Source organism: Scandinavium lactucae (assembly GCF_033843265.1).
In the GTDB taxonomy this organism is placed as follows: Bacteria; Pseudomonadota; Gammaproteobacteria; order Enterobacterales; family Enterobacteriaceae; genus Scandinavium; species Scandinavium lactucae.
On record NZ_JAWXRD010000040.1, the window covers coordinates 217,071 to 242,540 of the forward strand.

General features: G+C 53.0%; 22 protein-coding genes and 1 pseudogene. 8 read left to right on the forward strand and 15 right to left on the reverse strand.

The features are described 5' to 3' along the window. Window positions 1–9 precede the first annotated feature (9 nt). The 6 genes from SIK69_RS18740 to SIK69_RS18765 form a co-directional block, all read right to left on the reverse strand. A complete protein-coding gene (locus SIK69_RS18740; protein ID WP_319630349.1) occupies window positions 10–255 on the reverse strand; it encodes a DUF2543 family protein in 246 nt (81 codons plus the stop codon). 119 nt (window positions 256–374) lie between these two features. Continuing rightward, window positions 375–800 (reverse strand): glutaredoxin-dependent arsenate reductase, encoded by a 426-nt coding sequence (gene arsC, locus SIK69_RS18745; protein ID WP_319630348.1) that lies wholly within the window; start codon window positions 798–800, stop codon window positions 375–377. Between the two features lie 30 nt (window positions 801–830). Next, window positions 831–2,120 carry an arsenic transporter gene (locus SIK69_RS18750; RefSeq protein WP_319630347.1) on the reverse strand — a complete coding sequence of 430 codons (1,290 nt, stop codon included), beginning with the start codon at window positions 2,118–2,120 and terminating at the stop codon, window positions 831–833. A 46-nt stretch (window positions 2,121–2,166) separates the two neighbouring features. Next, the gene (locus SIK69_RS18755; protein ID WP_319630346.1) at window positions 2,167–2,487 is read right to left on the reverse strand and encodes a metalloregulator ArsR/SmtB family transcription factor; all 321 of its coding nucleotides are present in this window, start codon (window positions 2,485–2,487) and stop codon (window positions 2,167–2,169) included. A 67-nt stretch (window positions 2,488–2,554) separates the two neighbouring features. Further along, window positions 2,555–5,851, reverse strand: coding sequence for a response regulator (locus SIK69_RS18760; protein WP_319786773.1), 3,297 nt, complete (start codon window positions 5,849–5,851; stop codon window positions 2,555–2,557). A gap of 3 nt (window positions 5,852–5,854) precedes the next feature. Beyond that, a complete protein-coding gene (locus SIK69_RS18765; protein WP_319786774.1) occupies window positions 5,855–6,478 on the reverse strand; it encodes a response regulator in 624 nt (207 codons plus the stop codon). Between the two features lie 406 nt (window positions 6,479–6,884). Between SIK69_RS18765 and SIK69_RS18770 the strand changes: the two genes are divergently transcribed. From SIK69_RS18770 to SIK69_RS18790, 5 genes are all read left to right on the forward strand, one after another. Continuing rightward, entirely contained in the window at window positions 6,885–7,412 is a 528-nt protein-coding gene (locus SIK69_RS18770; protein WP_319630343.1) for a fimbrial protein, read from the forward strand. A gap of 79 nt (window positions 7,413–7,491) precedes the next feature. Next, a complete protein-coding gene (locus SIK69_RS18775; RefSeq protein WP_319786775.1) occupies window positions 7,492–8,175 on the forward strand; it encodes a fimbrial biogenesis chaperone in 684 nt (227 codons plus the stop codon). Window positions 8,176–8,205: 30 nt separating this feature from the next. Further along, a complete protein-coding gene (locus SIK69_RS18780) occupies window positions 8,206–10,758 on the forward strand; it encodes a fimbria/pilus outer membrane usher protein (protein ID WP_319786776.1) in 2,553 nt (850 codons plus the stop codon). A 39-nt stretch (window positions 10,759–10,797) separates the two neighbouring features. After that, on the forward strand, window positions 10,798–11,811 hold the full coding sequence (locus tag SIK69_RS18785; protein ID WP_319630340.1) for a fimbrial protein: 1,014 nt from the start codon (window positions 10,798–10,800) through the stop codon (window positions 11,809–11,811). Between the two features lie 11 nt (window positions 11,812–11,822). After that, window positions 11,823–12,839: a fimbrial protein gene (locus SIK69_RS18790; protein ID WP_319786777.1), complete on the forward strand. Its 1,017-nt coding sequence runs from the start codon at window positions 11,823–11,825 to the stop codon at window positions 12,837–12,839. A gap of 44 nt (window positions 12,840–12,883) precedes the next feature. Here SIK69_RS18790 and SIK69_RS18795 read toward each other — a convergent pair whose 3' ends face one another. Together SIK69_RS18795 and SIK69_RS18800 are read right to left on the reverse strand one after the other, a co-directional pair. Further along, window positions 12,884–13,507: a response regulator gene (locus tag SIK69_RS18795; RefSeq protein WP_319630338.1), complete on the reverse strand. Its 624-nt coding sequence runs from the start codon at window positions 13,505–13,507 to the stop codon at window positions 12,884–12,886. A 15-nt stretch (window positions 13,508–13,522) separates the two neighbouring features. Further along, window positions 13,523–16,690 carry an ATP-binding protein gene (locus SIK69_RS18800; RefSeq protein WP_319786778.1) on the reverse strand — a complete coding sequence of 1,056 codons (3,168 nt, stop codon included), beginning with the start codon at window positions 16,688–16,690 and terminating at the stop codon, window positions 13,523–13,525. Between the two features lie 494 nt (window positions 16,691–17,184). On the opposite strand from SIK69_RS18800, the gene SIK69_RS18805 reads away from it, so the two are divergent. After that, window positions 17,185–17,328, forward strand: a complete 144-nt coding sequence (locus tag SIK69_RS18805; protein WP_319786779.1) for a hypothetical protein — start codon at window positions 17,185–17,187, stop codon at window positions 17,326–17,328. A 62-nt stretch (window positions 17,329–17,390) separates the two neighbouring features. After that, window positions 17,391–18,011, forward strand: a complete 621-nt coding sequence (locus SIK69_RS18810; protein ID WP_319786780.1) for a LysE family translocator — start codon at window positions 17,391–17,393, stop codon at window positions 18,009–18,011. 44 nt (window positions 18,012–18,055) lie between these two features. Here the strand turns inward: SIK69_RS18810 and SIK69_RS23020 are convergent, their stop codons facing one another. Next, a complete protein-coding gene (locus SIK69_RS23020) occupies window positions 18,056–18,835 on the reverse strand; it encodes a transposase family protein (RefSeq protein ID WP_510467974.1) in 780 nt (259 codons plus the stop codon). Between the two features lie 184 nt (window positions 18,836–19,019). Then, window positions 19,020–19,334: a hypothetical protein gene (locus SIK69_RS23025; RefSeq protein ID WP_510467973.1), complete on the reverse strand. Its 315-nt coding sequence runs from the start codon at window positions 19,332–19,334 to the stop codon at window positions 19,020–19,022. Here SIK69_RS23025 and SIK69_RS18820 point away from each other — a divergent pair. Continuing rightward, window positions 19,287–19,391, forward strand: a pseudogene (locus tag SIK69_RS18820) (hypothetical protein); the annotation flags it as partial. The gene SIK69_RS23025 and the pseudogene SIK69_RS18820 overlap by 48 nt on opposite strands. Window positions 19,392–19,884: 493 nt before the next feature. On the opposite strand, the gene SIK69_RS18825 reads toward SIK69_RS18820, so the two are convergent. The 5 genes from SIK69_RS18825 to SIK69_RS18845 form a co-directional block, all read right to left on the reverse strand. Then, on the reverse strand, window positions 19,885–20,721 hold the full coding sequence (locus SIK69_RS18825; protein WP_319786781.1) for an OspG family effector kinase: 837 nt from the start codon (window positions 20,719–20,721) through the stop codon (window positions 19,885–19,887). A gap of 202 nt (window positions 20,722–20,923) precedes the next feature. Then, the gene (locus SIK69_RS18830; protein WP_319630329.1) at window positions 20,924–22,042 is read right to left on the reverse strand and encodes a Gfo/Idh/MocA family protein; all 1,119 of its coding nucleotides are present in this window, start codon (window positions 22,040–22,042) and stop codon (window positions 20,924–20,926) included. Beyond that, window positions 22,039–23,103, reverse strand: a complete 1,065-nt coding sequence (locus SIK69_RS18835; RefSeq protein ID WP_319630328.1) for a sugar phosphate isomerase/epimerase family protein — start codon at window positions 23,101–23,103, stop codon at window positions 22,039–22,041. Before SIK69_RS18835 ends, SIK69_RS18830 begins: the two co-directional genes overlap by 4 nt. Next, window positions 23,103–24,191 carry a Gfo/Idh/MocA family protein gene (locus tag SIK69_RS18840; protein ID WP_319630327.1) on the reverse strand — a complete coding sequence of 363 codons (1,089 nt, stop codon included), beginning with the start codon at window positions 24,189–24,191 and terminating at the stop codon, window positions 23,103–23,105. Before SIK69_RS18840 ends, SIK69_RS18835 begins: the two co-directional genes overlap by 1 nt. Further along, the gene (locus tag SIK69_RS18845; protein ID WP_319786782.1) at window positions 24,181–25,428 is read right to left on the reverse strand and encodes an MFS transporter; all 1,248 of its coding nucleotides are present in this window, start codon (window positions 25,426–25,428) and stop codon (window positions 24,181–24,183) included. Before SIK69_RS18845 ends, SIK69_RS18840 begins: the two co-directional genes overlap by 11 nt. Between the last annotated feature and the right edge of the window lie 42 nt (window positions 25,429–25,470).

The following is a 25,470-nucleotide window of genomic DNA, read 5'->3' on the forward strand; positions in this document are numbered from 1 at the left end:
CGTTCCCGCTTATTCATTACCCCATTGATTGAGGAAGTTGGCGATATCGTCGATACGCGATTCTGCAATTCCGGCCTCGCGCGCCAGCTCACTCTGCGTCTCTTCGCTGATTTCTTCGTTGTTCATTAAGCGGGTGACCAGCGCCTGGAAGTAATGTGCCAGCGGATCGCGCTCGGCTTCACTGACCGGCTTCTCGGTTTCAGTCGAGTATTCATCAACGATGTCATAAAACTTCAGCGGGACTTCATTTGTCATTGGGTATTTCCTGTGGGTTTATTGTCTGTGCCATACCGGCAGGTTATTCGCCGCTGATAGTCTACACCAGTTTTACCCGATCATGCTGCCCGCCAGCGCCGGGGAGAATGACGGGGAAATTACTTCAGCTTGTTACCCTGTTCATCCACAACCCGCTCGCCATCTTCTTTCGTGAATGCGCCGAGCTGAGTATCGGACAGAATGTCTAATACCACTTCCGAAGGGCGGCATAAGCGGGTTCCGAGTGGGGTCACCACAATCGGGCGGTTAATCAGAATAGGGTGTTGCAACATATAGTCGATCAGCTGTTCATCGCTGAAACGGTCTTCTGCGAGCCCTAATTGCTCGTAAGGATCTACGTTCTGGCGCAGCAGGGCACGTACGGGAATGCCCATATCGGCAATCAGTTGCAGCAGTTCCGCACGGCTTGGTGGCGTGTCCAGATACAGAATAACCGTCGGTTCCGTGCCGCTGTTGCGGATCAGTGCCAGGGTATTGCGCGACGTTCCACAGGCCGGATTATGATAAATGGTCACATTGCTCATTGTAATCTCTCAGGTAAAAGGTTTAAAAAGTTACAGTGTCACTGACAACCGCAGGGCCAGGGCCGCCAGGGTGACGAACAGCACCGGGAGGGTCATAACAATGCCCACCCGGAAGTAGTATCCCCAACTGATTTTAATATTTTTCTGCGACAAAACATGCAGCCACAGCAGCGTGGCCAGACTTCCAATCGGGGTGATTTTTGGTCCTAAATCGCTGCCAATCACGTTGGCATAAATCATCGCTTCTTTGATAACGCCAGTGGCGGTACTGCCCTCAATCGACAGCGCCCCAATCAACACCGTGGGCATATTGTTCATTACCGAAGACAGAAAGGCGGTCAGGAATCCGGTTCCTAACGTCGCGGCCCACAATCCCTGTTTAGCCAACTGGTTGAGCAGAGAAGAAAGCGCGTCAGTTAGCCCGGCGTTGCGTAAGCCATACACCACCAGATACATGCCCAGAGAGAAGATGACAATTTGCCATGGCGCGCCGCGTAACACTTTTCCAGTGTTAATAGCATGGCCTTTTTTAGCCACCATAAACAGGATTAACGCCCCCATGGCCGCGACCAGACTCACCGGCACACCAAGCGGCTCCAGGCCAAAAAAACCTACCAGTAAGAGAAGAAGCACCAGCCAGCCGGTTTTGAACGTCGCGGCATCGCGGACAGCGTCTTTCGGTTCTTTTAACAGGGAAACATCGTAAAGCGCGGGAATGTCTTTGCGAAAAAACAGATGCAGCATCCCGAGCGTGGTGGCGATGGCCGCGAGGTTTACCGGCACCATCACGGCAGCGTACTCGGTGAAACCGAGGTTAAAGAAATCCGCCGAGACGATGTTGACCAGGTTCGACACAATCAGCGGCAAACTCGCCGTATCGGCGATAAAACCGGCCGCCATCACAAAAGCTAATGTCGCGCCCTGGCTGAATCCCAGTGCCAGCAGCATCGCAATCACGATAGGCGTCAGGATGAGGGCTGCGCCATCGTTGGCAAACAAAGCGGCTACCGTTGCCCCCAACAGCACAATCCAGGTAAACAGCAGTCGACCACGGCCATTTCCCCAGCGGGAAACATGCAGGGCGGCCCACTCAAAGAATCCGGACTCATCCAGCAGCAGACTGATAATGATCACTGCGATAAAGGTGGCGGTTGCATTCCAGACAATCTGCCAGACCACCGGAATATCCCCCACCTGAACCACGCCGGTCAGCAACGCCAGACCCGCACCGATCGAAGCACTCCAGCCGATACCCAGCCCTTTGGGTTGCCAGATAACCAGCACCAGCGTGAATAAAAAAATAGCCGCAGCCAGTAGCATCAGAAACTCCGTTTACATTTGATTTGATGAATGTGTTAATGCGAATTCAGCATGCAGAAGACGAGGCAGAAGCCATTTTCTGACGGATATTTTCGCGTTCGCTATTCCATGCTGCGTCGATGATGGTTGCCGCCCAGGCAGGCATATGGGGTGACAGTCGATAATGTACCCATTTCCCTTCCCGGCGATCGGTCACCAGCTCAGCCTCGCGTAACAACGCCATGTGTCGTGATATTTTGGGTTGCGACTCCGCGATTGCGGCACAGATATCACACACGCATAACTCGCCGGATTCCCGAAGCAGCAGCACGATAGTCAAGCGGGTATCATCAGAAAGCAGTTTAAAAAGTTGCACGGGTCGGATCATCTGGCACCTCATCATGAGCTGTAAACACATATGTTATTTCATATATGTAAACATTAAAAGGACTCAATTACGCGGATACAAGATCAGCGCCGTTATCGAACAACCAGCCTTCCAGCGCCTGGTTAAATTCACTCAGGGCGTCATTCGCCTTTAACCACAGTGGCAGAATGACCGTTTCTGACTGCTCGGGCAGGAGACAGGCAGCCTCAAGCTCTCGACAGGTGACGACCACCCCCTGAGCTCCGCAAATTTGCGCTGCACCGGAAATGCGATGTATGCATTTGGCCAGTTCAGGCCAGTCCTGCAACTCGAGTAAATCCCTGGCGAGTCGCTGGTCATCCCGGTTGCTGTGTAGAGTCAGGGTCAATAGTTCGCGGAGCATTTCATCGTCATAATTGCTTAGTTCCTCAAGCTTTTGGTAATCAACCAGCTGGCGCAGCAGGTCCTTCTCAGCGCCGTGACCGGGTAGATTCTTCACCACCTCGTTAAGCAGGATTTTAAGCTGCGCGAGCTGCAACGGCTTGAATAAGCATTCGTTCATTCCTGCGGCCAGACAGCGAGCCCGCTCCTCTGGCCAGGCATTGGCCGTCAGCCCAAGAATAGCGACCGATCCCCCCGGGCTTTCGCGGATCAATCGGGTAAGCGCCAGACCATCCATACCCGGCATACTGCAATCGGTGATGACCATATCAAACGGCTCCACCTGCCAGATGGCCCAGGCTTCGGCCCCATCACACGCTTCGGTCACCCGATGACCGAGATGGGTTAACTGGCGTCTGAGCAACATCCGGTTGGCAGGATGATCGTCCACGGCGAGGATCCTTAGCGGCACATGGATAATCGATGTGTCGTTAGCTTCACGCTGCGGTATCTCCGACTGTTTATCGCGCATCATCCCCGGTACGGTAAAACTGACCCGCGTGCCTTTGCCCGTGGCGCTGGTCATGGCGATGGTGCCGCCCATCATGTGGACAAGTTGAGCACAAATCGCCAGACCCAGGCCTGATCCGCTGAGCACCGGGCCATTTTTAGCTTGTACCCACGGGTCAAAAATATCTTTCTGTTCTTCCCACGATATGCCTTTCCCGGTATCCGTGACGCTCACCTGTAACAGGGTGGCTGTCGAATGGGCTTCTTCGGCTAACACCATTTCTACGCTGATATTGCCTTGCTCGGTAAACTTAATGGCGTTACTGACCAGGTTGGACAACACCTGGCGAAAGCGCAGCGGATCGATAAGTACCTGATAAGGCATTTGCGGTGGCATTGAACAGTGCAGCCGCAAAGATTTCTGCCGCGCCAGCCCTTCGAACACCCGCACCACCGGCGGCAACAGTTCCGTGGTTCTGACCCATTCAGGCGTCAGCTCCAGCCGCCCGGATTCAATTCGCGCCATGTCCAGAATGTCGCCTATCAGCCCCATTAACGAACGGGCTGATTCCCACGCGACCCTGAGCGGATCGTCCTCATCGAGTTCCTTTCCCGAGGTATTCACTGTCAGTTCAAGTAAGCCAATAATCGCACTCACCGGGGTGCGTATTTCATGACTCATGGTAGCGAGGAAGGTACTTTTGGCACGATTAGCCTGTTCGGCACGTTCCGTTTCTTCTGACAGGGCATGAGTCAACGTTTCGTTGTACTCCAGCTGAGACTGCAACTTTTGCTGTGCCAGTTTGCGGGCACCAATCTCCCGTCGCAGATAATAAATCCAGATAAGTGACGTCAGGATGGTCACGCCCGCCACCCCGAATACCAGCCAGAAACGTGTTTTATACAATTCCCAGGTATCGAGCCGCACATCCGGTCGGGTTTGCCATTTGTCGATGACCCGGCTGATATCCGCCGGGGAGATATTCTCCAGGGATTTATTGATGATGCTTTGCAGTTCCGGTTGCGAGCGCGATACCGCAAAGGCGATTTTGGCGCTCTGTTCGCCGATCCTGCCGTTAATTTTCAGGCGATCGCGGAAGTAGCGTTCAATCATGTAACTGGCACCGAATAGGGTGTGAACGGCCACATCCGCGTTGCCATCATCGACCATTTGCATCGCGATACTGGCATTCGTCGTTTCAATGATCTTGATCCCCGGATTATTACGGCGCAGTTCAGGGATCAGGGTGTTTTTTTTAACCACCGCCACCCGTGTACCGGGGGGCAAAAGGGCGGGGTAATCCTTGTTTACCGATTCAACCAGCACAAATGGCGAGCTGAAATAGGGCCGCGAGAATAATAAATTCTGATTGCGTTCTTCGCTTTGACTGACCGCTCCGATGAACAGCGCTTTCTGGCTAGCTATCTGCTCATCCATGACTTCGACGGAATCCGCAGAAACCGGTTCGAAATGTAATCCAGTACGCAGGCGGATCATCCGCAGAATATCGGCGGTCACGCCATAAAAACTGCCGCTGGCATCAATCATGGTAAACGGCGCATAGAACGCATTTACCGCGACTTTGACCGATGGATTTTCTGCCAGCCATCGCTTCTCGGCAGCCGTAAATTCAACTTTTTTGCTCACTTTCCACAGATTTGCTCCGGCGCTCCATTGTTGCAAAATCACCTGATTCTGGGTGCGTGGAATGGCCTGAAGTACGCGTTCAATAGAACGAATCAGCGGTGTATTCTCCTTGCGCATCACAAAATGGCTGCCGGTATCGCGCTCCGGATAGACCTGCTGAAAAACCAGAAAGTGCGGGTAGTTACGCTCAAGAAGGTACGAGGTGGTTACCAGATTTCCGATGTAGAAATCGTTCTCGCCGAAAGCAACAGAGGCCATGGCCAGATCGTCGGTTTCATAATGGATGAGGGTCGCGCCCGGAAAATTTTGTTCGATCCAACTGTCGTCCACATACCAGCGGGCGATAGCCAGTTTCATGCCTTTCTCATAACGAAAGGGCGCATTTTGCGAATTTTTGCGATGCACTAACACCGGATGATCGCTGATAAAATTGGATGAGGAGATCAGGACATCATTGAAGGGTAATGCTTTTGCCGACGAGTCGGCCACGACATCGACTTGCTTATGTGCCAGCGCGGCGAGGGCGGCATCGCGGTTGGCGTAAGCCTGAACATCAACCCGCAGGCCAAGATAATCCCCAAGTAGGGCGATATAATCGGCGATCATGCCTTCATATCGCCCCTCGCCGGTATACAGATAGAGCGGCGGGATCTCCGGCAACCAGACCGCCACTTTCAATACGCGTTTATTCCCGAGCCAGCGCCAGTCAGCATCGTCGAGCGTAAATACGGTTCGATCGTAGCTTTCCCGGCTAATGAGCTGTAGCTGATCGGCCGGAACAGTGGCTTGTGCGCGTGCTGAAATTAACAGTAAGAGTACGATAAGTAGCGGGCTGAGAAACTTCATCGTTTAGTCCAGATTGTGGCGGCGAGCAAAATCCACCAGCCCGACCGTGTTGCTGATCTGCAGTTTATTCAGCAGTCGGGTCTTGTAAGTACTGACCGTTTTATTGCTGATAAACATATTCTCGGCGATCTGGTTAATCTTCAGCCCCAGGGCCAGATAGTGCAGCACCTGCAGTTCCCGGTTAGAGAGCGTCTTCACCACATCGGTTTCCCAGACCGGCGCTTTACGCCCGGTTTCAGACAGTCGACGAAGGGGAAAATAACCGTAACCGCGTTCCACGGCTTTTACCGCGTCTCGCAATTCGTCGAGGTTATTGCTTTTACCGACAAAGCCGTCAGCGCCAGTGTGGATACATCGGCTGAGATAATGCTCATCGTCGCGTCCGGTCAGAACTAACATTCTGCCGTTAAATCCAGACTTCCGCAGTCGGTCAATTAATTCCACACCGCTTAGGCCAGGAATATCTAAATCGACAACGACAATTTCTGGCTGGAGTCTTTGCGTCAATCTATAGGCCTCCATTCCATCACCACATTCCGCCACAATATGGTGCTGGTCTTTTTCTAATAACATGCGAATTGCCAGACGAACCATCGGGTGGTCGTCAATGATAAGTATATTTGCCATGAAAGCCCCTGAGGTTGTGTGCTTTTTAAATGCTGACATAGAAGCCATATTAAAATCAATCATAAATACGAATTTAAAAATTAACGTAAATAACCATTTCGGGTTTTGCGTGACGCCTTACAGGAAAGGATGACAGCCTGCGACCCTTGATAGCACTGACTGCGCTTAATTCTGGTTGTATTTCGCGAACTTTGTAGTCATTGGATTACAGGCGATGTCAGATTGGATTACACGCGCCGACGGCTATTCTCAATGTTTAATTATTTCTGACGAGTATAGTAGGTCTCACAAAGCGAACTTAATTACCGGGCAAGATGCTTAATGCGTAATAAAATGACGCGCTTTGTAAAACATCGGGATTAACCGGTAAGCAACAACACTTAATTTACTTACAGGAAATTGTTTTATGAAAAAGCAACTGCACGCCCTTGCATTAGTTTCAGTAATTTGTGGTGCATCCGTTTCAGCGGCAAATGCAGCAGACGGCACAATTCAGTTCAACGGCGAAATTATTGATGCCGCGTGTACTGTTTCGCCATCGAGCGCTAACCAGACCGTTAACTTGGGTCAAATCAGCGACAAAGCCTTCACTGGTGCAGGTGATACCGCGGGTGCGACCGCGTTCCAGATTGATTTGACCAGCTGTCCGGCCAGCGTCAGCTCAGCATCGGTGAAATTCGATGGGACGCCTTATCAGGGTGACAACAGTGCGCTGGAACTGACTCAGGGCGCTGGCGTAGCGACCGGTGTCGGGATCCAGATCCGTAATGCAGATAACAGCGTGCTGCCTTTGTTCACGCAGTCACAAAGCACCACGCTGTCGCAAACCGGCACTAATACCTTGAAATTTAACGCCGCTTACGTTGCCAAGGCCGCTGCCGTTACCGCAGGTCCGGCTAACGCTACCGCGACTTTCAGCGTGGTTTACAACTGATTCAGCAAGGGCAGACCGTTCTGCCGTCACCTTTAGAGCCGGCCCAAAGGCCGGCTTTTTTTACCCAGGAGTCTTCAACGTGACGACAAAAATCTCAACGCTGCTGTTCGCCAGTTTTCTCGCCAGTAGCAGTATCGCGCAGGCTGGCGTAGTGGTCGGCGGAACCCGTGTCATCTATGACGGGGGAAAAAAAGAGGCGTCCATTGGACTGGAAAACCCGGATTCATCGCCGTATCTCATCCAGTCATGGGTGGAAAACGAAGCAGGGCAGAGTGATAAAAGCAGCTTCATTGTGACCCCGCCGTTATTCCGTCTGGACGGTAATCAGAAAAATACCCTGCGGATTATGCAGGCCAATGGTGCGCTCGCCAGCGATCGTGAAACGCTGTACTGGCTGAACATCAAGTCGATCCCAACCGCCGATCCGTCTCGCTCTGACAACACCTTACAGCTGGCGGTCAATACGCGGATCAAGCTGATTTATCGACCACAGGCATTGAAAAATTCAACCCCGGAAAATGCCAGCAGTGCGCTGAAATGGACCCGCCAAGGGGACCGGCTGTCCGTGAACAATCCGACGCCGTATTACATCAATTTTCAGTCCGTCAGCCTGAACGGACGTCCGCTTGAAAAGGTCACGTACGTGGCCCCGCATGCGACCGCTTTCTTCCCTCTGCCGTCAGATGCTCGCGGTAATCAGGTCGAATGGAAAGTGATCAGTGATTACGGCGCTGTTGGCGCAGTTCACAAGACTTCTCTTTAACGCCCCGGAAACTGACCGCTGGAAAAAATAATGTGCCGTTTAACTCAATCTGCAAAAAAACGTCCTGACTTTCGCCCGACATCCTTAGCGATTGCCGTTGCGTTGCTCCTGCCTTCCCTGACTGCACAGGCAAAGGATTATTTTAATCCGGCGCTGTTAGAGCAAACAGGCGAGGGCGGTACTGCGCCTGATTTGTCTGCCTTTGAAAATGGCGGGCAGTTACCAGGGCGCTATCCCGTCGACATCTATCTCAATAACGAAATGGTAGACAGCCGGGAAGTCACGTTTTTTCAGACGCCAGATAAAGGGTTACAGCCTTGTCTTGATGTTGGCGAATTGGCGGGGTACGGCGTGAAGGTCGAATCCTTCCCTGATTTGCAGCCAGACGGGGCCAAATGTGTGGTTCTTACTGCGATCCCTGACGCCTCGGCTGAGTTCGTTTTTAGCGCCCAGCGTCTGGATATTTCTATTCCGCAGGCGGTCGTCAACCCGCGTATCCGTGGCTACGTGCCGCCGTCACAGTGGGATGAGGGGATCAATGCGGCGCTGCTCAATTACAGCTTCAGCGGGGTGAGCGAAGTTGAACATCAGCAGGGCGGCACCGGCAGCAGCCAGTATCTTAACCTGCGCCCGGGTCTTAACCTCGGCGCGTGGCGCTTTCGCAATTACACCACCTGGTCACGCAGTAACAGCGACGAAGGCGACAAGTGGAGCACGATATACAGCTATGCGCAGCGCAGCATTGTGCCGTTGAAAAGTCAGCTGACCCTCGGCGAAAGCCTGGCACCGTCTGACGTTTTCGACAGCGTTCCGTTCCGGGGCGCGCAGCTGGCTTCCGATGATGAAATGTTACCGGAAAGTCAGCGTGGCTATGCGCCGGTAGTGCGTGGGATAGCCCGCAGCAACAGTGCTCAGGTGATCATCCGCCAGAATGGCTACGTGATTTATCAGACCACCGTCCCGGCTGGCGCTTTTGAAATCACGGATATGTATCCGACCGGTGGCAGCGGTGATCTGTATGTCACAGTGAAAGAAGCCGACGGCAGTGAACAAAGCATGGTCGTGCCGTTTGCCTCATTACCGGTGTTGCAGCGCGAAGGGCGGCTGCGCTTCAGCGTCACCGGCGGCCAGTACCGAGCCTATGACAACAGCGTGGAGAAAACGCCTTTCGCACAGGGAACCGCCATCTACGGCGTTGGCAAAGGCTTAACGCTATATACCGGTGCGCAGGCGGCAGAGCATTACCGCTCGGCAGCAGCCGGGATCGGTCAAAATCTCGGCACGTTCGGAGCAATATCTGCCGACCTTACGCAATCGTGGGGCTCAGCAAAAGATGAAGAGACGCGTCAGGGGCAATCGTGGCGAGTGCGTTACAGCAAAAGTCTGGCCGAAACCGGGACACATCTGGCTATTGCGGGCTATCGCTATTCTACCGCCGGGTTTTACACCCTTTCCGAGGTGCTCGAAACCTATAGCGACAATCCGTACAGGTTGCGCAATGACCGTAAACGCAACCGCGCCGAACTGACGCTCAGTCAGGACTTGGGCGACAATCGCGGATACCTGTCGGTGGGGGCGGTCAGCGAAGATTACTGGGGAAATACTCGTAAAACGTCGTCGTGGAACCTTGGGTATAACAATAGCTGGAGTGGCATCAGCTACAGCCTCAATTACGCGATGAACCGCAATACGACATCCACCGGAGCCGGTGAAAACAGCGCTGGTAAAACCTATGAGCGGGACGATGTGGTCTCCCTGAACCTGAGCATTCCACTCGACCGCTGGCTGAGCAAAACCTACGCCAGTTACAACGTGAGCAGCAGTCGCGACCGGGGAACGGTCAACACGGTAGGACTGAACGGGACCGCGCTTGAGGACAACAATCTTAACTGGAACGTGACCCAAGGATACGCCTCGAACGGGCAGGGAAGCAGCGGCTACGCCAGCGCTAATTATCGTGGCACCTATGGCGAAGTAAACGGCGGTTACAGCTACAGCAAGGGGCAGCGCAACCTTAATTACGGCCTGCAGGGCGCTATCGTTGCGCATGCCGATGGCATTACCGCCGGGCAGAGCATGGGCGAAACGTTCGGTCTGGTCAAAGTCCCTGACGCCTCCGGTATCGGGATCAATAACCAGACCGGGGTCAGCACGGACTATCGCGGTTATGCACTGGTGCCGAACCTGATGCCATACCGCCGGAATGACGTCACGCTGAGTACCGAAACGCTGGCAGAAAACGTCGACCTCAAACAGACCAGCCGCAGCGTGGTGCCTACCCGCGGGGCCATCGTGCGCGCCGAATATCGTGCTCAGATAGGACAACGGGTGTTGATGAACCTCACCCGGGCCGACGGCAAAGCCGTCCCGTTTGGCGCGACGGTGGTAAATGAAGCCGATTCCGATGCCGGGAGCAGCATTGTGGGCGATGGGGGGCAGGTGTACCTCGCCGGTCTGCAAAGCAAGGGAACACTTAAGGTTCAGTGGGGTAGCGAAGCCGATCGTCAATGCCGGGTGTCGTACCGCCTCAGCGAAACGGACGAAGGTGCAGGTATTCAGATGGTAAACGGTCAGTGCCGCTGAGCACGCAATGAATAAGGCAAAGCAACAATGAAAACGTTAATGAAGAAATTAGTACAAAGCCGAGTGCTTTCCTGTTTGCTGCTGTTGGTCGTGTCTAAAGGCGCTCTGGCAACCTGCAGCTTTATGGACAGCCGGTTTACGCCAAATGATGCGGTACAACTGAGCCTGGGCACAGTGACCGTGCAGCGGGATGCGCCGATGGGGAGCGTGGTGTGGAGCACCAACAACAGCGTGCTGGGCGGGCGTAACAACTTTATCGAATGTAATGCCACCGGCTTTCAGACGCAGTGGGCTGTAGGCGCAGGATTCGCGCCGGTGGTCTATGGCGGTCAGACCCTTTATCAGTCCGGGGTACCAGGGCTGGCATTCAGAATCGTGACGCCAGGGGCAGGCAGTACCGCCGGACGTTATGGCACCGGTCCGTTACCCCGTCAAATATCCAATACTGCATGTAACAGCGGCAGCAACTGGTGGCGTTTATGTGGCGGTACCTGGGGGAATTATCAACTTCAGTTAGTGAAAGTGGCGCAGACCACAGGCTCAGGCCCCGTGACCACTGGCACCCTGACAAGGGCGCTGATCGTTGGTCAAACCAATATTCTGGAATACGCCATTGCAAGCGGTACGGTGCAGACTGTGGCCTGTTCTGTCACCAACAGCAATATTACGGTCAATATGGGGACGGCGAAAAACACGGATTTCAGCGGCCCGGGGAGCACCAGCGGGGATGCAGATTTTACCATCGCCCTCAATTGCGATGCTTCCGCCAATATCAACATGCGGATCGATGCTGGTAGCGCCGGGGCAGCCGATGCCACCAACGGCATACTGAATCTGGATAATGCCGGAACAGCCGATAACGCCAGCGGAGTGGGCGTGCAGGTGTTGTTCAATAACGCCCCTGTGGCTCTCGGCTCACGGATAGTGGTGGGGCGTCCAACCGCCGATGGTCCCTATGCGGTCCCGTTGAAGGCGCGTTATTACCAGACACAGCCCGCAGTGACGCCGGGTAAAGCCAATGCCAATGCCACTTTTACAATGACTTATCAGTGATGAAGACAGTGATGATGAAAAGAATACGGATGCAAATAGTCGTCGGGGGTTTACTGCTATTGGCCGCGAAAGGGGCGATGGCCTCGTGTACGTTTATGGATGCTCGATTCACGGCCAGCGACAGCGTTGCCCTTAATTTGGGTCACGTCGTGGTCCAGCGTGATGCCCCGGTGGGCAGCGTGGTGGCAACGTTAAGTAATAACGCGCTTGGCAGTCGCAATGATTTTATCGAGTGTACAACGTCTTCATTCGTCACCCAATGGGCGGCAGGTGGCGGCGGTTACACCCCCGTTAGTTATAACGCCGAGACTCTCTATCAGTCAGGCGTCATGGGTTTAGCTTTCCGCATTGTCACCCCTGGGGCTGGGTCCACAGCAGGACGCTACGGTACAGGAGCACTGCCTCGACGGGTGAGTAACATCCCGTGCCGCAGCTCGCCAACCTGGTGGCGACTGTGTGGCGGCAGTTGGGGCAATTATCAGTTGCAGTTGGTTAAAATCGCACCGGTGACCGGCTCCGGGCCAATAACCACCGGAGCAATTTCCCAGGCATTGGTGTCAGGTCAAACACAGGTCATGAATTACACCCTCGCCAGCGGTACGGTGCAAACGGTGGCCTGTTCGGTCACCAACAGTAATATCATCGTCAATATGGGGAGAACGAAAAACACGGAATTCTCAGGCGCGGGAAGTACCGCCGGGGATGTCGCTTTTGCCATCAACCTCAACTGCGATGCGGCGACCAACATTAACCTGACGCTAGAGCCCGGCAGTGCCGGGGCAGCAGATGCCAGTCACGGCGTGCTGAATATCGACCCGGCGGATGCCGGACAGACCGCCAGCGGTGTCGGGGTGCAGATTCTGCATAACGATATCCCGGTTGCGCTCGGTGAAATGCTCAAAATTGCCACCACCCGCACCGACGGGATCTTTGCTATTGCGCTGAAAGCGCGTTACTACCAGACCCGAAGTGATATCACGCCAGGCCGTGCCAACGCCAATGCGACCTTCACGACCACCTATCAGTAGCCCGCCCAGCGGATCGCCAACGCGCGATCCGCTGACTCTATCCCTCAGGCCAAATGATTGCGTTTGGCGAATTCGATCATTTCCAGCGTTTTACTCATTCCCAGCTTGGTCATAATCCGTCTTTTATAGGTGCTGATCGACTTATTACTGACATGCAGTTTTTCCGCGATATCAACCAGCATGTCACCCCGGGCAATGTAGCCCAGCACCTGCAACTCCCGGTTTGACAGCAAGCTTAACAGCTCCTGTTCTGGTTGCGGTTCGGCGGTCATCACTGAAGCGGCCTGACGCTGCGGGAAAAAGTCATAACCGTTCATCACCGCCTTAAATGCATCAGCCAGTTGATCAAGATGATTGTTTTTGCTGATAAATCCGTTTGCTCCAGCGGTTCTGGCACGGTCGATGAAGTGGCGATCGTTGTGGGCAGTCAGCACCAGAATGCCGCCGGGAAAACCGTCCTGTCGCAGTCGGGTTATCACTTCCAGCCCGTTCGGCGGGGGAATATCAATATCAATCACCACCAGATCGGCATGATTACTGCGCAGGAATATCAGGGCATCGCGCCCGTTATCACAACTTCCCACCACCTCGTAGCCGTTGCCGGTGGCGACCACCTGGACGGCAAGCTGCGAGACTGGGTGGTCGTCCACTATGAAAATTTTGCTCATACAAAAAACCTGCTTTTATGACTCACGGGCATCGTTCCTTTCATTATCATCCAGCACCTGCTTTAACTGGGTGTCGAGCTGCATAATCTGCGTGACGCATGTGGCAGCGAGCGTTTTAATTCGGGGTAAATTTGTTTCTTCCGCGGCAATTTCGACGGCTTGACACGCTTGCGCCAGCCCGGCAGCTTCAATCAGATGCGCTCCCCCCACCAGGCTATGGGCTGCGCGGCGAATAGCAGCAAAATCCTCAGTCTCAATCGCCTCTTGCAACGCCGACATATCCTGCTCATTTTGCTTAACGACAGCCAAAATCAATGTGTTAAACATCTCCGGTTGTAATTTCTCCAGCTTATCGAGGCTGAGAATAACGCCAGAATCGAGTTGAGAAGAAGGGGACTGCGCGCTTTCAGCCCCCTCAATACAAGCTAACAGACGCGCCAGTTCCACCGGCTTGAACAGACAATCGGTCATCCCAGCCTGTGCAGCGAGAGATTTCACCTTTTGTTCGGCCATCGCGGTTAAGCCAAACATGGGCTGCGGGTCACGCCCGGCCAGTTTTTCTTGTTCACGAAGCTGCCTGACCAGCTCAAAACCGCTCATTCCGGGCATATTACAGTCGGTTATCACCGTATCAAACGGCGGATCCTCTTCCAGCCAAAGCCGCAGCGCCTGAGCACCATTTTCAGCCGCCACGCTGTGGTGACCCGCGTATTCTAGCTGTTGTGCCAACAACATCCGATTAGGTGCGTGGTCATCTACCAACAGTATTTTGCGGGCGGTCGTCGCAGGGATGATCCCTGGCTGCTGCGTCCCCGCTGGGGTAACGATATCCGGTGGCGCGGAGAAACGGAAGATAAACGTCGTGCCCTCTCCGGGCGTGCTGTCGACCTCTAGCGCACCGTTGAGCAGCCCCGCCAATTGGCGGCATATGCTCAGACCCAGGCCCGTACCCGTTTGCGATGTCTGGCCGGAGTCAACCTGTACAAAAGGTTCAAAGATGGCGGTTTGCTGTTCCGGGGTTAACCCAGGCCCGGAGTCACAGACTTCAAGCACATATTCTGCGTGTGTACCGCGTAACGATCGCGTCTGATAGATGATCATTTCGACTTCACCCTGCGGGGTGAATTTAATGGCGTTACTGAGCAGATTGGACGCGATTTGGGTGAGCATCAGCGGGTCGCAGATTATTCTGTCGGTCTGTACATCGAGCTGCGTCAGCAGCGTCAGACCTTTTTCTTCCGCGCTATAACGGAACAAGGTACTGACATTATTGAGTATTTCACCGAGAGAGACCGGCACCTGGCGTACCGAAAAGGTGCCGGATTCGATTTTGGCCATATCGAGAATGTCGCCAACTAACATCAGCAACGATTTCGACGATTCATAGGCTACCGCGATATTATTGCGTCGCTGTTCCGGCGAGGATTTACCCATATTCTCCAGCTCCAGCAAACCAATAAGCGCATTGAGTGGAGTACGGATTTCATGGCTCATCTGTGACAAAAATACGCTTTTCGAGGCGCTGGCTTTCTCCACCTGCCGTTTAGTGGCTTTCAACTCATTTTGCAATTTCTGCTGGGTTTCGAGATTCCGTTTAAGAAAGCGGTTTCGCCAGTAATAAAACGCCAGCATCAGCACAATCACCAGCACTATCGCGGCCGCGACGGTAAGCGTCGTCCGATAACGCCCCCAGGCTTCAAATCGCTCAAGGGCATAACGCATCTGCCAACCGTTAAGTTGGGCATCCAGGGTGCGAGGGGGCAATTCGCGCAGCATTTTATCAATAATGGAGAGTAAAGGGCGGTTAGCGACGCTGGTCGCCATCGCCAGCCGCAGTGGTGGAAGAGGCAGGATCGTCGCGATACGAAAGCGGTCTTCAAGATAACTTTTCAGGACAAAACTGGCTGAGGTTTGCGGCACGATAGCGCCATCAATCCGGTGTGTTACCAGAGACAGGGCGGTTTCCAGCGAAAAATCTTCTTCAACAAATTGCACCTCTGGAAACTGTTTGCGCAAAGCGGGCAGATAATAGGTGCCGGTAAAAACAGCGACTTTTTTGCCATTCATGGCTGACAATGATTTCACCTGAGGGAAGCTTTTACGTGTCACCAGGACCCAATTGGAAATTTGATAAGGCCGAGAAAAAATAACATCCGGATCTTCATGGGCAGAGGCATCGGCGACGGCAATTAAGGCGTCAGGGGATTTTTTTAGCGCGTTGCGCATTTCAATGACGTTTGGGAACGCATGCCAGCGGAGAGTGATTCCGTTCTGTGCCGCCATTTTTTTTAGTAACGCGCTGGCATAACCGCTTTCTTCACCATCGTCGTTAATGTACGTCAGCGGGATGTGCGTGTGTACCACAAACACCGACAGCTCCGGATGAAGCGCTACCCAGTCGGCTTCCTCGATGGTCAATGCCGGCACTTTAGGTGGGGCAGGAGCCACCGCTTTGAGTCCCCAGGTCTGAGCAATCAGACTGTGCGTCTGTGGGCTGATATTATTCAGAACCTTATTAATTGCGCTGGCAAGCTGGGGCAGATCCCGCCGGGTAATAAATTTGAGATCCTGAACGGGCAGGGCGTGACTACGCGAGATAACCAGACGCTTATCGAACATTCGCCGATTGAGATCTTCAGCGGTGATTGCGTTGGTCCACATCGCCGCACTTTCATCGTTGATCACGGTCATGAACGCGTTGTAATAATCGGGACTGGCGATCAGTTTGAGCTGTGGATAGGCTTCGTGCAGTGCCGCCTGCAATGCATTATTGCCTACGTAGACCAAGGTCTTATAAGGGGCTAATTGTGATTGCTGTACCGGCAACTGACCGACCAAAACCGCGCGGTCGGTCAAATAACTGTCTGTGGCAAGCAGCGAAGGATGTGCATCAGCCAGCGTCGGGTCTCCCGTAATCATATCGACTTCGGCCGAATCCAGTGCCGCGATAGCCGCCTGGCGGTTGGGATATTGCAACACCTGGAATGTGACGCCGAGTGCCGGTGCGAGTAACGCCAGATAATCTGCCGTTATTCCTTCGAAATCTGCCGGGTCTGTATCAAGCTGAAACGGCGGATGCGCCGACGCCGAAACGCCAACCCGTAAAGTGGAATGTTGCTTGAGCCATTGAGCGACGCCAGGCGCTTGCCCGGATACCTCAGTCTGTATCGATGTGTGAGACAACAGCGTTAAAGGAACCGGGGTTGCAGACAGTGCGCACGGAAGGCTGAAGATGCACATTATCCCTAAAAGAGCGTAATTCAAATTCCGTAAAGAGCGCATATAGCCTCAAAAAGGTTTACCGCAGAGTGCTTAACGAAATGATAGTAGAAATCATTTTAGCCGTGGCAGTGATGAAAAATATGGTCGTCCTATTTTCTGCAGAAAGCGCTTTCAGAAGCCATCAGCGACCAGGCATAACGTGCCCACAAAACCCCGGATTCAGCACCGCCGTGCAGGCCTATCTTACCCACACCCGGAAATCGTAGAATGAGTAGTGGCGGGCTGATGGCCGGATTAGGTGTGGGATTATTGGTTAAATGACAACAGGGAAACCTCTGGCATGCAGGCCAGAGGTTTTATATTGCTACATTAGATGTAAAAGCGACTTGCCACTGTAAGAACGCGATGTCTGGAAAACCAATCGTGGTGGGCAGTCTAACAATAAGATGGCATGCATGATGGTATCAACGCTGGAGAAAGAGCTTTCAGAGGCCGTCAGCAACCAGGCCAACGATAACGATGCCCACAAAACCCCGGATTCTGTCGGATTCTTGTCAAAGCTAAGTTCAGATGTCCGTCTGCCAGCAAAGTTGAAATGACCGTCATGCGTGTTGCAAGTATGTGAATATTTCAGTAGCCTTATCTCTTTCGGAGATAGGAAATGCTTGTCACTGATTCACTTCTTGCTTACACCCTCGCTGCAACACTCCTGGCCTTAACGCCTGGTCTTGATACTGCACTTATTCTCCGTACCGCTACTGCTGAAGGTGGCCGAAAAGCCTTTCATGCTGCGTTAGGTATTGATGTAGGGTGCTTTATCTGGGGGGCTTTGGTGGCCTTTGGTTTGGGGGCTTTACTGGCAGTTTCTGAGTTGGCTTATACACTGCTGAAATGGTGCGGAGCGACATATCTTTTCTGGCTGGGCATTCAACTGCTATTGCGCCCGCGACAACAATTCAACTTGAGACTGGAAAATACTAACCCTGCAAGTAATTGGTTCCTGCGAGGAATGTTGGGGAATGTGCTTAACCCAAAAATGGGCGTTTTTTATGTCTCATTTTTGCCGCAATTTATCCCAACCGGACATTCCCCCATCGGCTGGACATTCCTTCTGGTTGCTATCCACGTATTGATTGGCACGCTGTGGTCCCTGGCACTCATTACCGCTACCCACTATGCTTCAGGTGTGTTGAAAAAGCCTGTCGTGGTGAAATGGATGGATCGCGCCACTGGGTGCTTGTTTCTAGCGTTTGCCACCAAATTGGCAATGAGTCGAAGATAGTAATACAGGGGCTTTTGCCCCTGAATTACTTCATACCACTGAAGTTATTCTCTCTTACCAAAGATTTCTTCAGAACGGGACTGTAATGTCTTCAACGCATCAAGCATATCGTCACTATTTAGTGAACGCTGGGATTTCTTCTCAGTTGGTTTTCTGCGACGCCGCGAGGGGCCATTTCCGGCAGGGAGTGCCTGCGAACGGTTATTATCGCGTTTATCCTGAACAAGCTTGATAAATTCAAGTGTCCGCCCGAGGCGTTTGTTGTCCACGATAGCACCCTGGTCAATTTCCTGAAGACGATCATATGTGGAGTAGGGAAGGACGGCTCCGTTTAGCCGGAGTTCTTTCCGGCCATCCGGGTAATGCCAGACCTCGATATATTTCCCGATAGCCCTGCGGCTTAACTCATTATCTTCAATCAGATAAAGCACTTTGTCATACTGCACCGTCAGAGATTTTGAAACACGGCGCGGCTCTCGCCATGTGAAAAATGCAGCCAGATCATCATCAGTTTCAAGTGGCCGGTGAACATCAAAGTCATGACGGGGAGCTTTTTCAAAGCGCCGGTTGTAATCAGCCATAAACTCATCAGCAAATTCATTGGCTGCATCCACAGAAGAAATTCCCCTGAGACGGAGCTCCTTTACTAGGCGATCCTGAAGCGTCAGATGGGCGCGTTCCACGCGACCTTTGGCTGAGCTTGTATTAGCGCAGATAGTCTGGATATTCAGCTCATGCATCGCACGGCCAAACTGGGTATAGCCGTCGCCACCGGTTGCATTTTTATTGTTGATTCTGAAGACGCTGGCTTTGTCGCTGTACAATGCCAGTGGTTTGCCATGCTTTTCCAGATAGCCCCCCTGGTGGCTTCAAAATAGGTAAAGGTCGATTCCGATTTAACAAAACGAAGCTGCATCAGGCGGCTCGTCGCATCATCAACGTAGACCAGAGCAGTACAGGCGGGCGCACGGTTCTCGAACCAGTGATGGTCGCAGCCATCAATCTGTATCAGTTCGCCGCAACAGGCCCGTCGATAGCGTGGCTGCTGAATTTTCGGCGCACGTTGTTTGCGGGGTATCCAGAGACCGGCTTTGACCATGAGTGAACGGACAGTCTCTTTGGACAGGTGAACATCGTGCAGTTCTGCGAGTTTCTCACACGCCAGCGTCGGTCCGAAGTCGGTATAGCGATCTCGAATAATATTGAGCGCGTACTGTGCAAGGCCATCAGGCAGCTGGTGCCAGATTCACGGTAACGCGACAGAAGGCGTCGGCACTGGCGATCGGAAATGCCCAAGCACTGCGCGGCCATCCGTGTGGTCAGACGCCGGTCGATAACGTCCTGAATGATTTTGAGTCGGTTAACTTCGTCCAAAGTGAAAAACTCCGCTGCATGAGCCGTCATCAGAATCCCTCGATGGTGAGTCTACGTGACGGACATCTTAACTTAGCCCATGGCGGACATTACAACTTTGCTACCACAATCTTGGTGCGCATAATGTATATTATGTTAAATTGACTGTATTGGTTTTGTAGGTAAGTTCATCAGCACCTCTCTTCCAGGAACTTACATGCGAATCAGCCGTTTGTTAAAGGACGCCGTCGGAACACCCTCCCAAACGAACATGAATGTCGGTGACGGTGCGGATAATGTTATTCCCTGCATCATCCGCACCGCAGGCCATTGCTGCTTCAGTTGCAGCTTGTAATAAAAGCCAGTTTCGCCGACGGGTGAACAGTGTAATGCCCGGTCAGCAAAATATGCTGCCAGGCCACCGGCGATATATCGGTTAGTTCCTCAATACCTTTGGCATTTCCTCCTCCTGAAGTGTTTTTTTTCGATAATGCAATACTAAAGGACTGGAGATGAATTTTTAACCAACACTTTTGTTTGTGATGTAATTCATAATATATTTTAAACCATTCTTATCAACTTTATTTTCTTTGTTTGTGGATATATCTACAGGGAAAAATTTATTTTTTCCTTTATCATAGAGAAAGTTATTTTCTGACATATCAGAAGGAGCGCAACGTTTTGTGACCATTTCAGCAATAAGATCCATGAAGTTAGTAGTGGCATCAGCTGGAAAGTCTTTTATTTGAGATAAAGGAGCACCTTCTATTTTATCCATACGGATAGCTTTGCCGGAAATAACATGAGCAGTATTTTCACCATAAAACATGTTGAATGAGTTGGCTTGATTGATAATTTCACTCTCTTCAACGTTATCAAAGAATATCTTTAATACTTTATGGTCATTTTTCGCATCTTCTACAACTATAGCTTCTGCCCCCTCACCAATGGTGGGGCCAATGCTATCAGAATATGCATCGACAAAATCCGCACAACTCATATATTTGGTTTGGTTAATTGCCGTTGTCTGCACACTATGTTCTGTTTTGATAAAAGTTGTAGGGTTGCAGTTTTGGATGAAAGCCCCTATTCTATCTCTTAATTCGTGGTTTGAACATTGAGAGGCCACTTTCTTTAGTTCAAAAGCCAACTTCATCGAATAAGCATTTGTTTCTATTTTTTGATTTTTAATAAATACCTTTTTGGCTTCTGCTTTTGTAAGTCCAATGTGAGAATTTGCAATTTTCACAAGCTTATGTAGAGTCTTATTCGAAAGTTTATTATTATCGGTCTTTTTTAAAAGTGCAGTAGTAATTGAGTCTCTATAAATATCAATTCGCTGTTTATTTATAAACATATCGTGTATCCATTATCAATATAATTCAAGATAACAAAAAAAGTAAAATCACATCTATAATAAAACGACCATACAGCTCATAAGATATTATGACATGTTCGCCGGGGATGGCGCATTGTGTTAAGACGAATTTGGTTTTCCGAATTGGGTTATACTATTTTTAATGAGTTCAACACAGCCTCCCAAACGAACATGAATTCAGCTACCAGTCCATCCACACCCCGCCCTGGTCACTGCTGGCGCGCAGGGTTTCGATAAAGCGCATCCCGGACAACCCTTCCATAATTCCCGGCAGCAGCGGCGTTGTGCCACCGCGAATTTTCGTTGCCGCCTCACGGTAGATTTGCGCGAAACCTTCCAGATAGCCCTCCGGGTGACCCGCAGGCGTGCGGCACTGATGGCGGACTGAATCATGATTATTCACGCCGTTACGCGTGACAACGTAGCTATTCCCGTGCAACGGATGGATTTCCAGAATCTCCGGCTGTTGCTGGCGGAAGCAGATGCTGCCTCGACTACCCACAATTCGCAGACGCAGATCGTTTTCAAAGCCCGGCGCAACCTGGCTTGCCCACAGGCGGCCCCGCGCGCCGTTGGCATAACGCATTTCGGCGTAAACTTCGTCGTCCAGTTCGCGCCCTTCAATGCGGGTCAGCAGCTCGCCGCGAATGGATTCAGGCTCCATACCGCTGACAAACGCCGCCAGTTGCCAGGCGTGGGTGCCAATGTCGCCAATCGCACCCGCCCCTGCAAACTGCGCTTTGCCGCGCCAGCTGGCCTGCTTGTTACCCGTTAATTCCAGTCGGTCGTTTAGCCAGCCCTGCAAATATTCCACTTCCACGTTGCGGACGTCGCCAATTTCGCTGTTGGCGATGCGCGCCCTCGCCTCACGCACCATCGGCAGCGCGCTGTAGTTATGAGTCAGAATAAAATGAGAGCCGCTCTGGTTGATAAGAAACGCCAGCGCTTCCCCTTCCGCAAGGCTGACGCCCAACGGCTTGTCACAGATGACATGAATTTTCTTTTCAACGAACGCTTTGGCGATCGGAACGTGCAGGAAATTAGGCGTGACGATGGCAACGGCTTCAATGCCGTCCGATCTTACGGCCTCTTGTTCCGCCATCTCCTGCCAGCTTGCGTAACAGCGATCGGGTTCGACAAACAGCGCTTCTCCGCTGCGTTTTGCCACCTCCGGCGAAGAGGAAAACGCGCCCGCAACCAGCTCAAACTGATCGTCCAGCCGCGCCGCGATGCGATGCACGCCGCCAATAAACGAACCTTCACCGCCGCCCACCATGCCTAAACGTATACGTTTTTTCATCGTTCCCCCTCCAGTCCTAACATTTTACGCACTGCGGCGGTGTCGCTGTCGTGATGCGCAAAATCGTCAAAAGCGTAGTCAGCAACGGGAATGATATGGTCTGCGATAAACGTCGCCCCTTCGCGCGCGCCCGCTTCGCCCGATTTCAGACAGCACTCCCACTCAAGCGTAGCCCACCCCTCGTAGTCGTACTGCGCCAGCCTGCTGAAAATGCCTTTAAAATCGACCTGCCCGTCGCCCAGTGAACGGAAACGCCCTGGACGTTCAACCCACGGCTGGAATCCTGCATATACGCCGCTGCGGGCAGAGCGTTGAAACTCCGCATCTTTTACATGGAAGGCCTTAATACGGGAGTGATAAAGATCGATAAAGCCGAGGTAGTCCATGTGCTGCAGCAACATGTGGCTTGGGTCAAAAAGAATATTGCAACGCGGATGGTTATCAACGAGTTTCAGAAAACGCTCGAACGTGACGCCATCATGCAAATCTTCGCCGGGATGTAGCTCATAACAAACGTCGACGCCAGCCTCGTCAAAAACATCCAGCACGGGCCGCCAGCGGTTTGCCAGCTCTTTAAAGGCCTCATCGATAAGTACGGCATTGCGCGGTGGCCACGGATAGAAATAAGGCCAGGCCAGCGCGCCGGAGAACGTGGCGTGGGCCTTCAGGCCCAGGTTTTGCGAAGCCCGCGCCGCCTGCTTCAGGCTTTCAACGCCCCACTGCTGGCGGGCCTGAGCATCGTGCGCCAGTTCAGGTGGGGCAAAACCAGCAAACGCGGCGTCGTAAGCCGGATGCACGGCAATCAGTTGGCCCTGCAAATGCGTTGAAAGCTCGCTGACTTGCAGACCGACATTAGCCAGCGTACCGCTGATTTCCGCGCAGTAGTCTTTGCTTTCTGCGGCTTTGGACAGATCGAATATATGCGGCAGATGCGTCGGGAGCTGCACCGCTTTGTAGCCCAGTCCGGCAGCCCAGGCCGCAAGAGTTTCCAGCGAGTTAAACGGCGGTCTGTCACCGATAAACTGGGAAAGGAAAATGGATGGCCCTTTTAGCGTTTTCATTACGAAACCTCCTGAATGTTCACCATGCGCTGCTCGCGTGCCGCGAGGTCAGCCGCCAGAACCACCGCCAGGCTCTCAATGGCCTGCTGCTGATGCTGGGTTAAATCGTTATCGTCAAGAATTGCGCGGGCGAAGAACTGTTGTTCCATGCGGCAGAGTTCAAAATGGTCGGGTTCACTGGCAGCGCTTATCCATTCATCCATTCGGGCAAACTCGCCGTCGGCATTTAGCCGGGAGTGATGCAGACGCAGTGACTCCGTGCGGGTATGCGCTTCAACGTTTGCGGACTGCCCTTCACCGCCCGCCTCACGGGCAACAATAGAGGCGGAACCCTCCGGGCCAATAACGTCCTTAATAAAGAACGCCGTCTGGCTCATCATCGGCCCCCAGCCCGCCTCGTACCAGCCTACCGACCCATCGGTAAAGCGCACCTGGAGCTGGCCGTAATTAAACTGTCTATCCGGAATTTCATCGCTTAACCGCACGCCGATAGCGCCGACCGACAGCGGGCTGGCCTGGGTCATCTGGCACATCACGTCCAGATAGTGCACGCCGCAGTCCACAATCGGCGACAGCGACTGCATCAGCATTTTGTGGGTGTGCCAGGCGGCCCCGGCACTCTGCTGGTTGAGGTTCATGCGCATCACCAGCGGTTTACCGAGGGTATGTGCCAGCTCGATAAACTGCTGCCAGATCGGGTGATGACGAAGAATGTAGCCAACGACGAGTTTTTTCCCTGCCAGTTGGGCCGTTGCCACTACACGTTTCGCACCGGAGACGGTGATGGCAATGGGTTTCTCGATAAAGACATGGCAACCGGCGGCCAGGGCCGTCAGCGCCAGCGCTTCATGAGTGTCCGGCCAAGTGGCGATACAAACCGCATCCGCCTGTGTCTGTTTAATCGCCTCCTGCATATCATCGAACAGCATGAGATCGGCCCCCAGCTGCCGCTGAAGACGATTTTTGGAGTCTCCACGGGCGACCAGCCCGCAGAGAATAAATTCCGGAAGCGCCTGATAAGCCAGAGCGTGGGCTGCGCCCATATTGCCGCAGCCCACTACCAGCACCCGGAGTGCTCTATCTGCCATTATCCGCACCTTCTTTGTAATGGAAGGTGAAGAAGAAGATCGCGGCGATAACAACTGCGGCGATGGCAGGCATCCACCAGAAGTGCTGCCACTGAACCAGCGCCTCGGCCCCCTGCGCGGTGACCGAGCGGTTGAACACCGCGCCGCTGATCTGTGAACCGATGAGCATCCCCAGCCCGTAGGTGAACAGCACCAGCAGGCTCTGCGCCTGGCCTTTCACCTTGTCCCCCGCCACTTTATCGGTATAGATAAAGCCGATAACGAAGAAGAAGTCGTAACATACCCCGTGCAGGATGATGCCGATGTAAATCATCCAGCGGGTTTCCTCCGCAATGCTCAGCGCGAACATGGCGTAACGCGCAAACCACGCCAACATACCGATCAGCAGCATCATTTTGATGCCCAGGCGGCGGAAGAAGAACGGGATCAGCAGCATAAACAGCAGCTCGGACATCTGCCCGAAGGCCATTACCCCGCTGACGTTTTCAAAGCCCAGCGCGGAGATAAACGGCGCGGCGTAGGCGTAGTAAGCGGCCAGCGGAATAGAGATCAGCGTGGCGCAGATGATAAACACCATGAAGTGCTTTTGCTTCAGCAGCGCGAAGGCATCGGCGCAGACCAGGTCACGCATGGAGAGAGGTTTGCCGCGATCCGGCGCTGGCGTGTTTGGCAGCGTGAAGCTGTAGATGCCCAACACCACCGAGGCAACCGCGGCCATGGTAAATATCCCGGTGCTGTCAGACAGCCCGCTCATCCCGACAATCAGACCGGCAACAATCCAGCCGATGGTGCCGAAGGCGCGCACAATCGGGAAGCCCTTCTCGCTGTTAGCCAGGCTGTGGAACGCGACGTTATTGCTGAGTGCGATGGTCGGCATATAGCAAAGCATGTAGGCGAAAACCACCCACAGCAGGCCGCTTTGCCCGCTTTCAAACATGCCTGGCAGCCACCACAGCAGCGCCGCACCAACCAGATGCAGAATGCCTAACACTTTCTGCGAGGCAAAGAAACGGTCAACCAGCATCCCAAGCACGAACGGCGAAAGGATCGAGGCGATTGGCCCGGTGGAGTACGCATCCCCTATCACCGCGCTCAGCCCGTATTTGCCCATCACCACGCCCAGCGTCACGTACCAGGCACCCCAGACGAAAAATTCCAGAAACATCATTAACGACAGGCGCGGGATCACCCATTTATGGGTAAGTACCTGAGTTCCAACGGCTGAATGAGAAGACATACATCCTCCACGACAGAGTATTGATTTAAGGGTAAGAGGTTA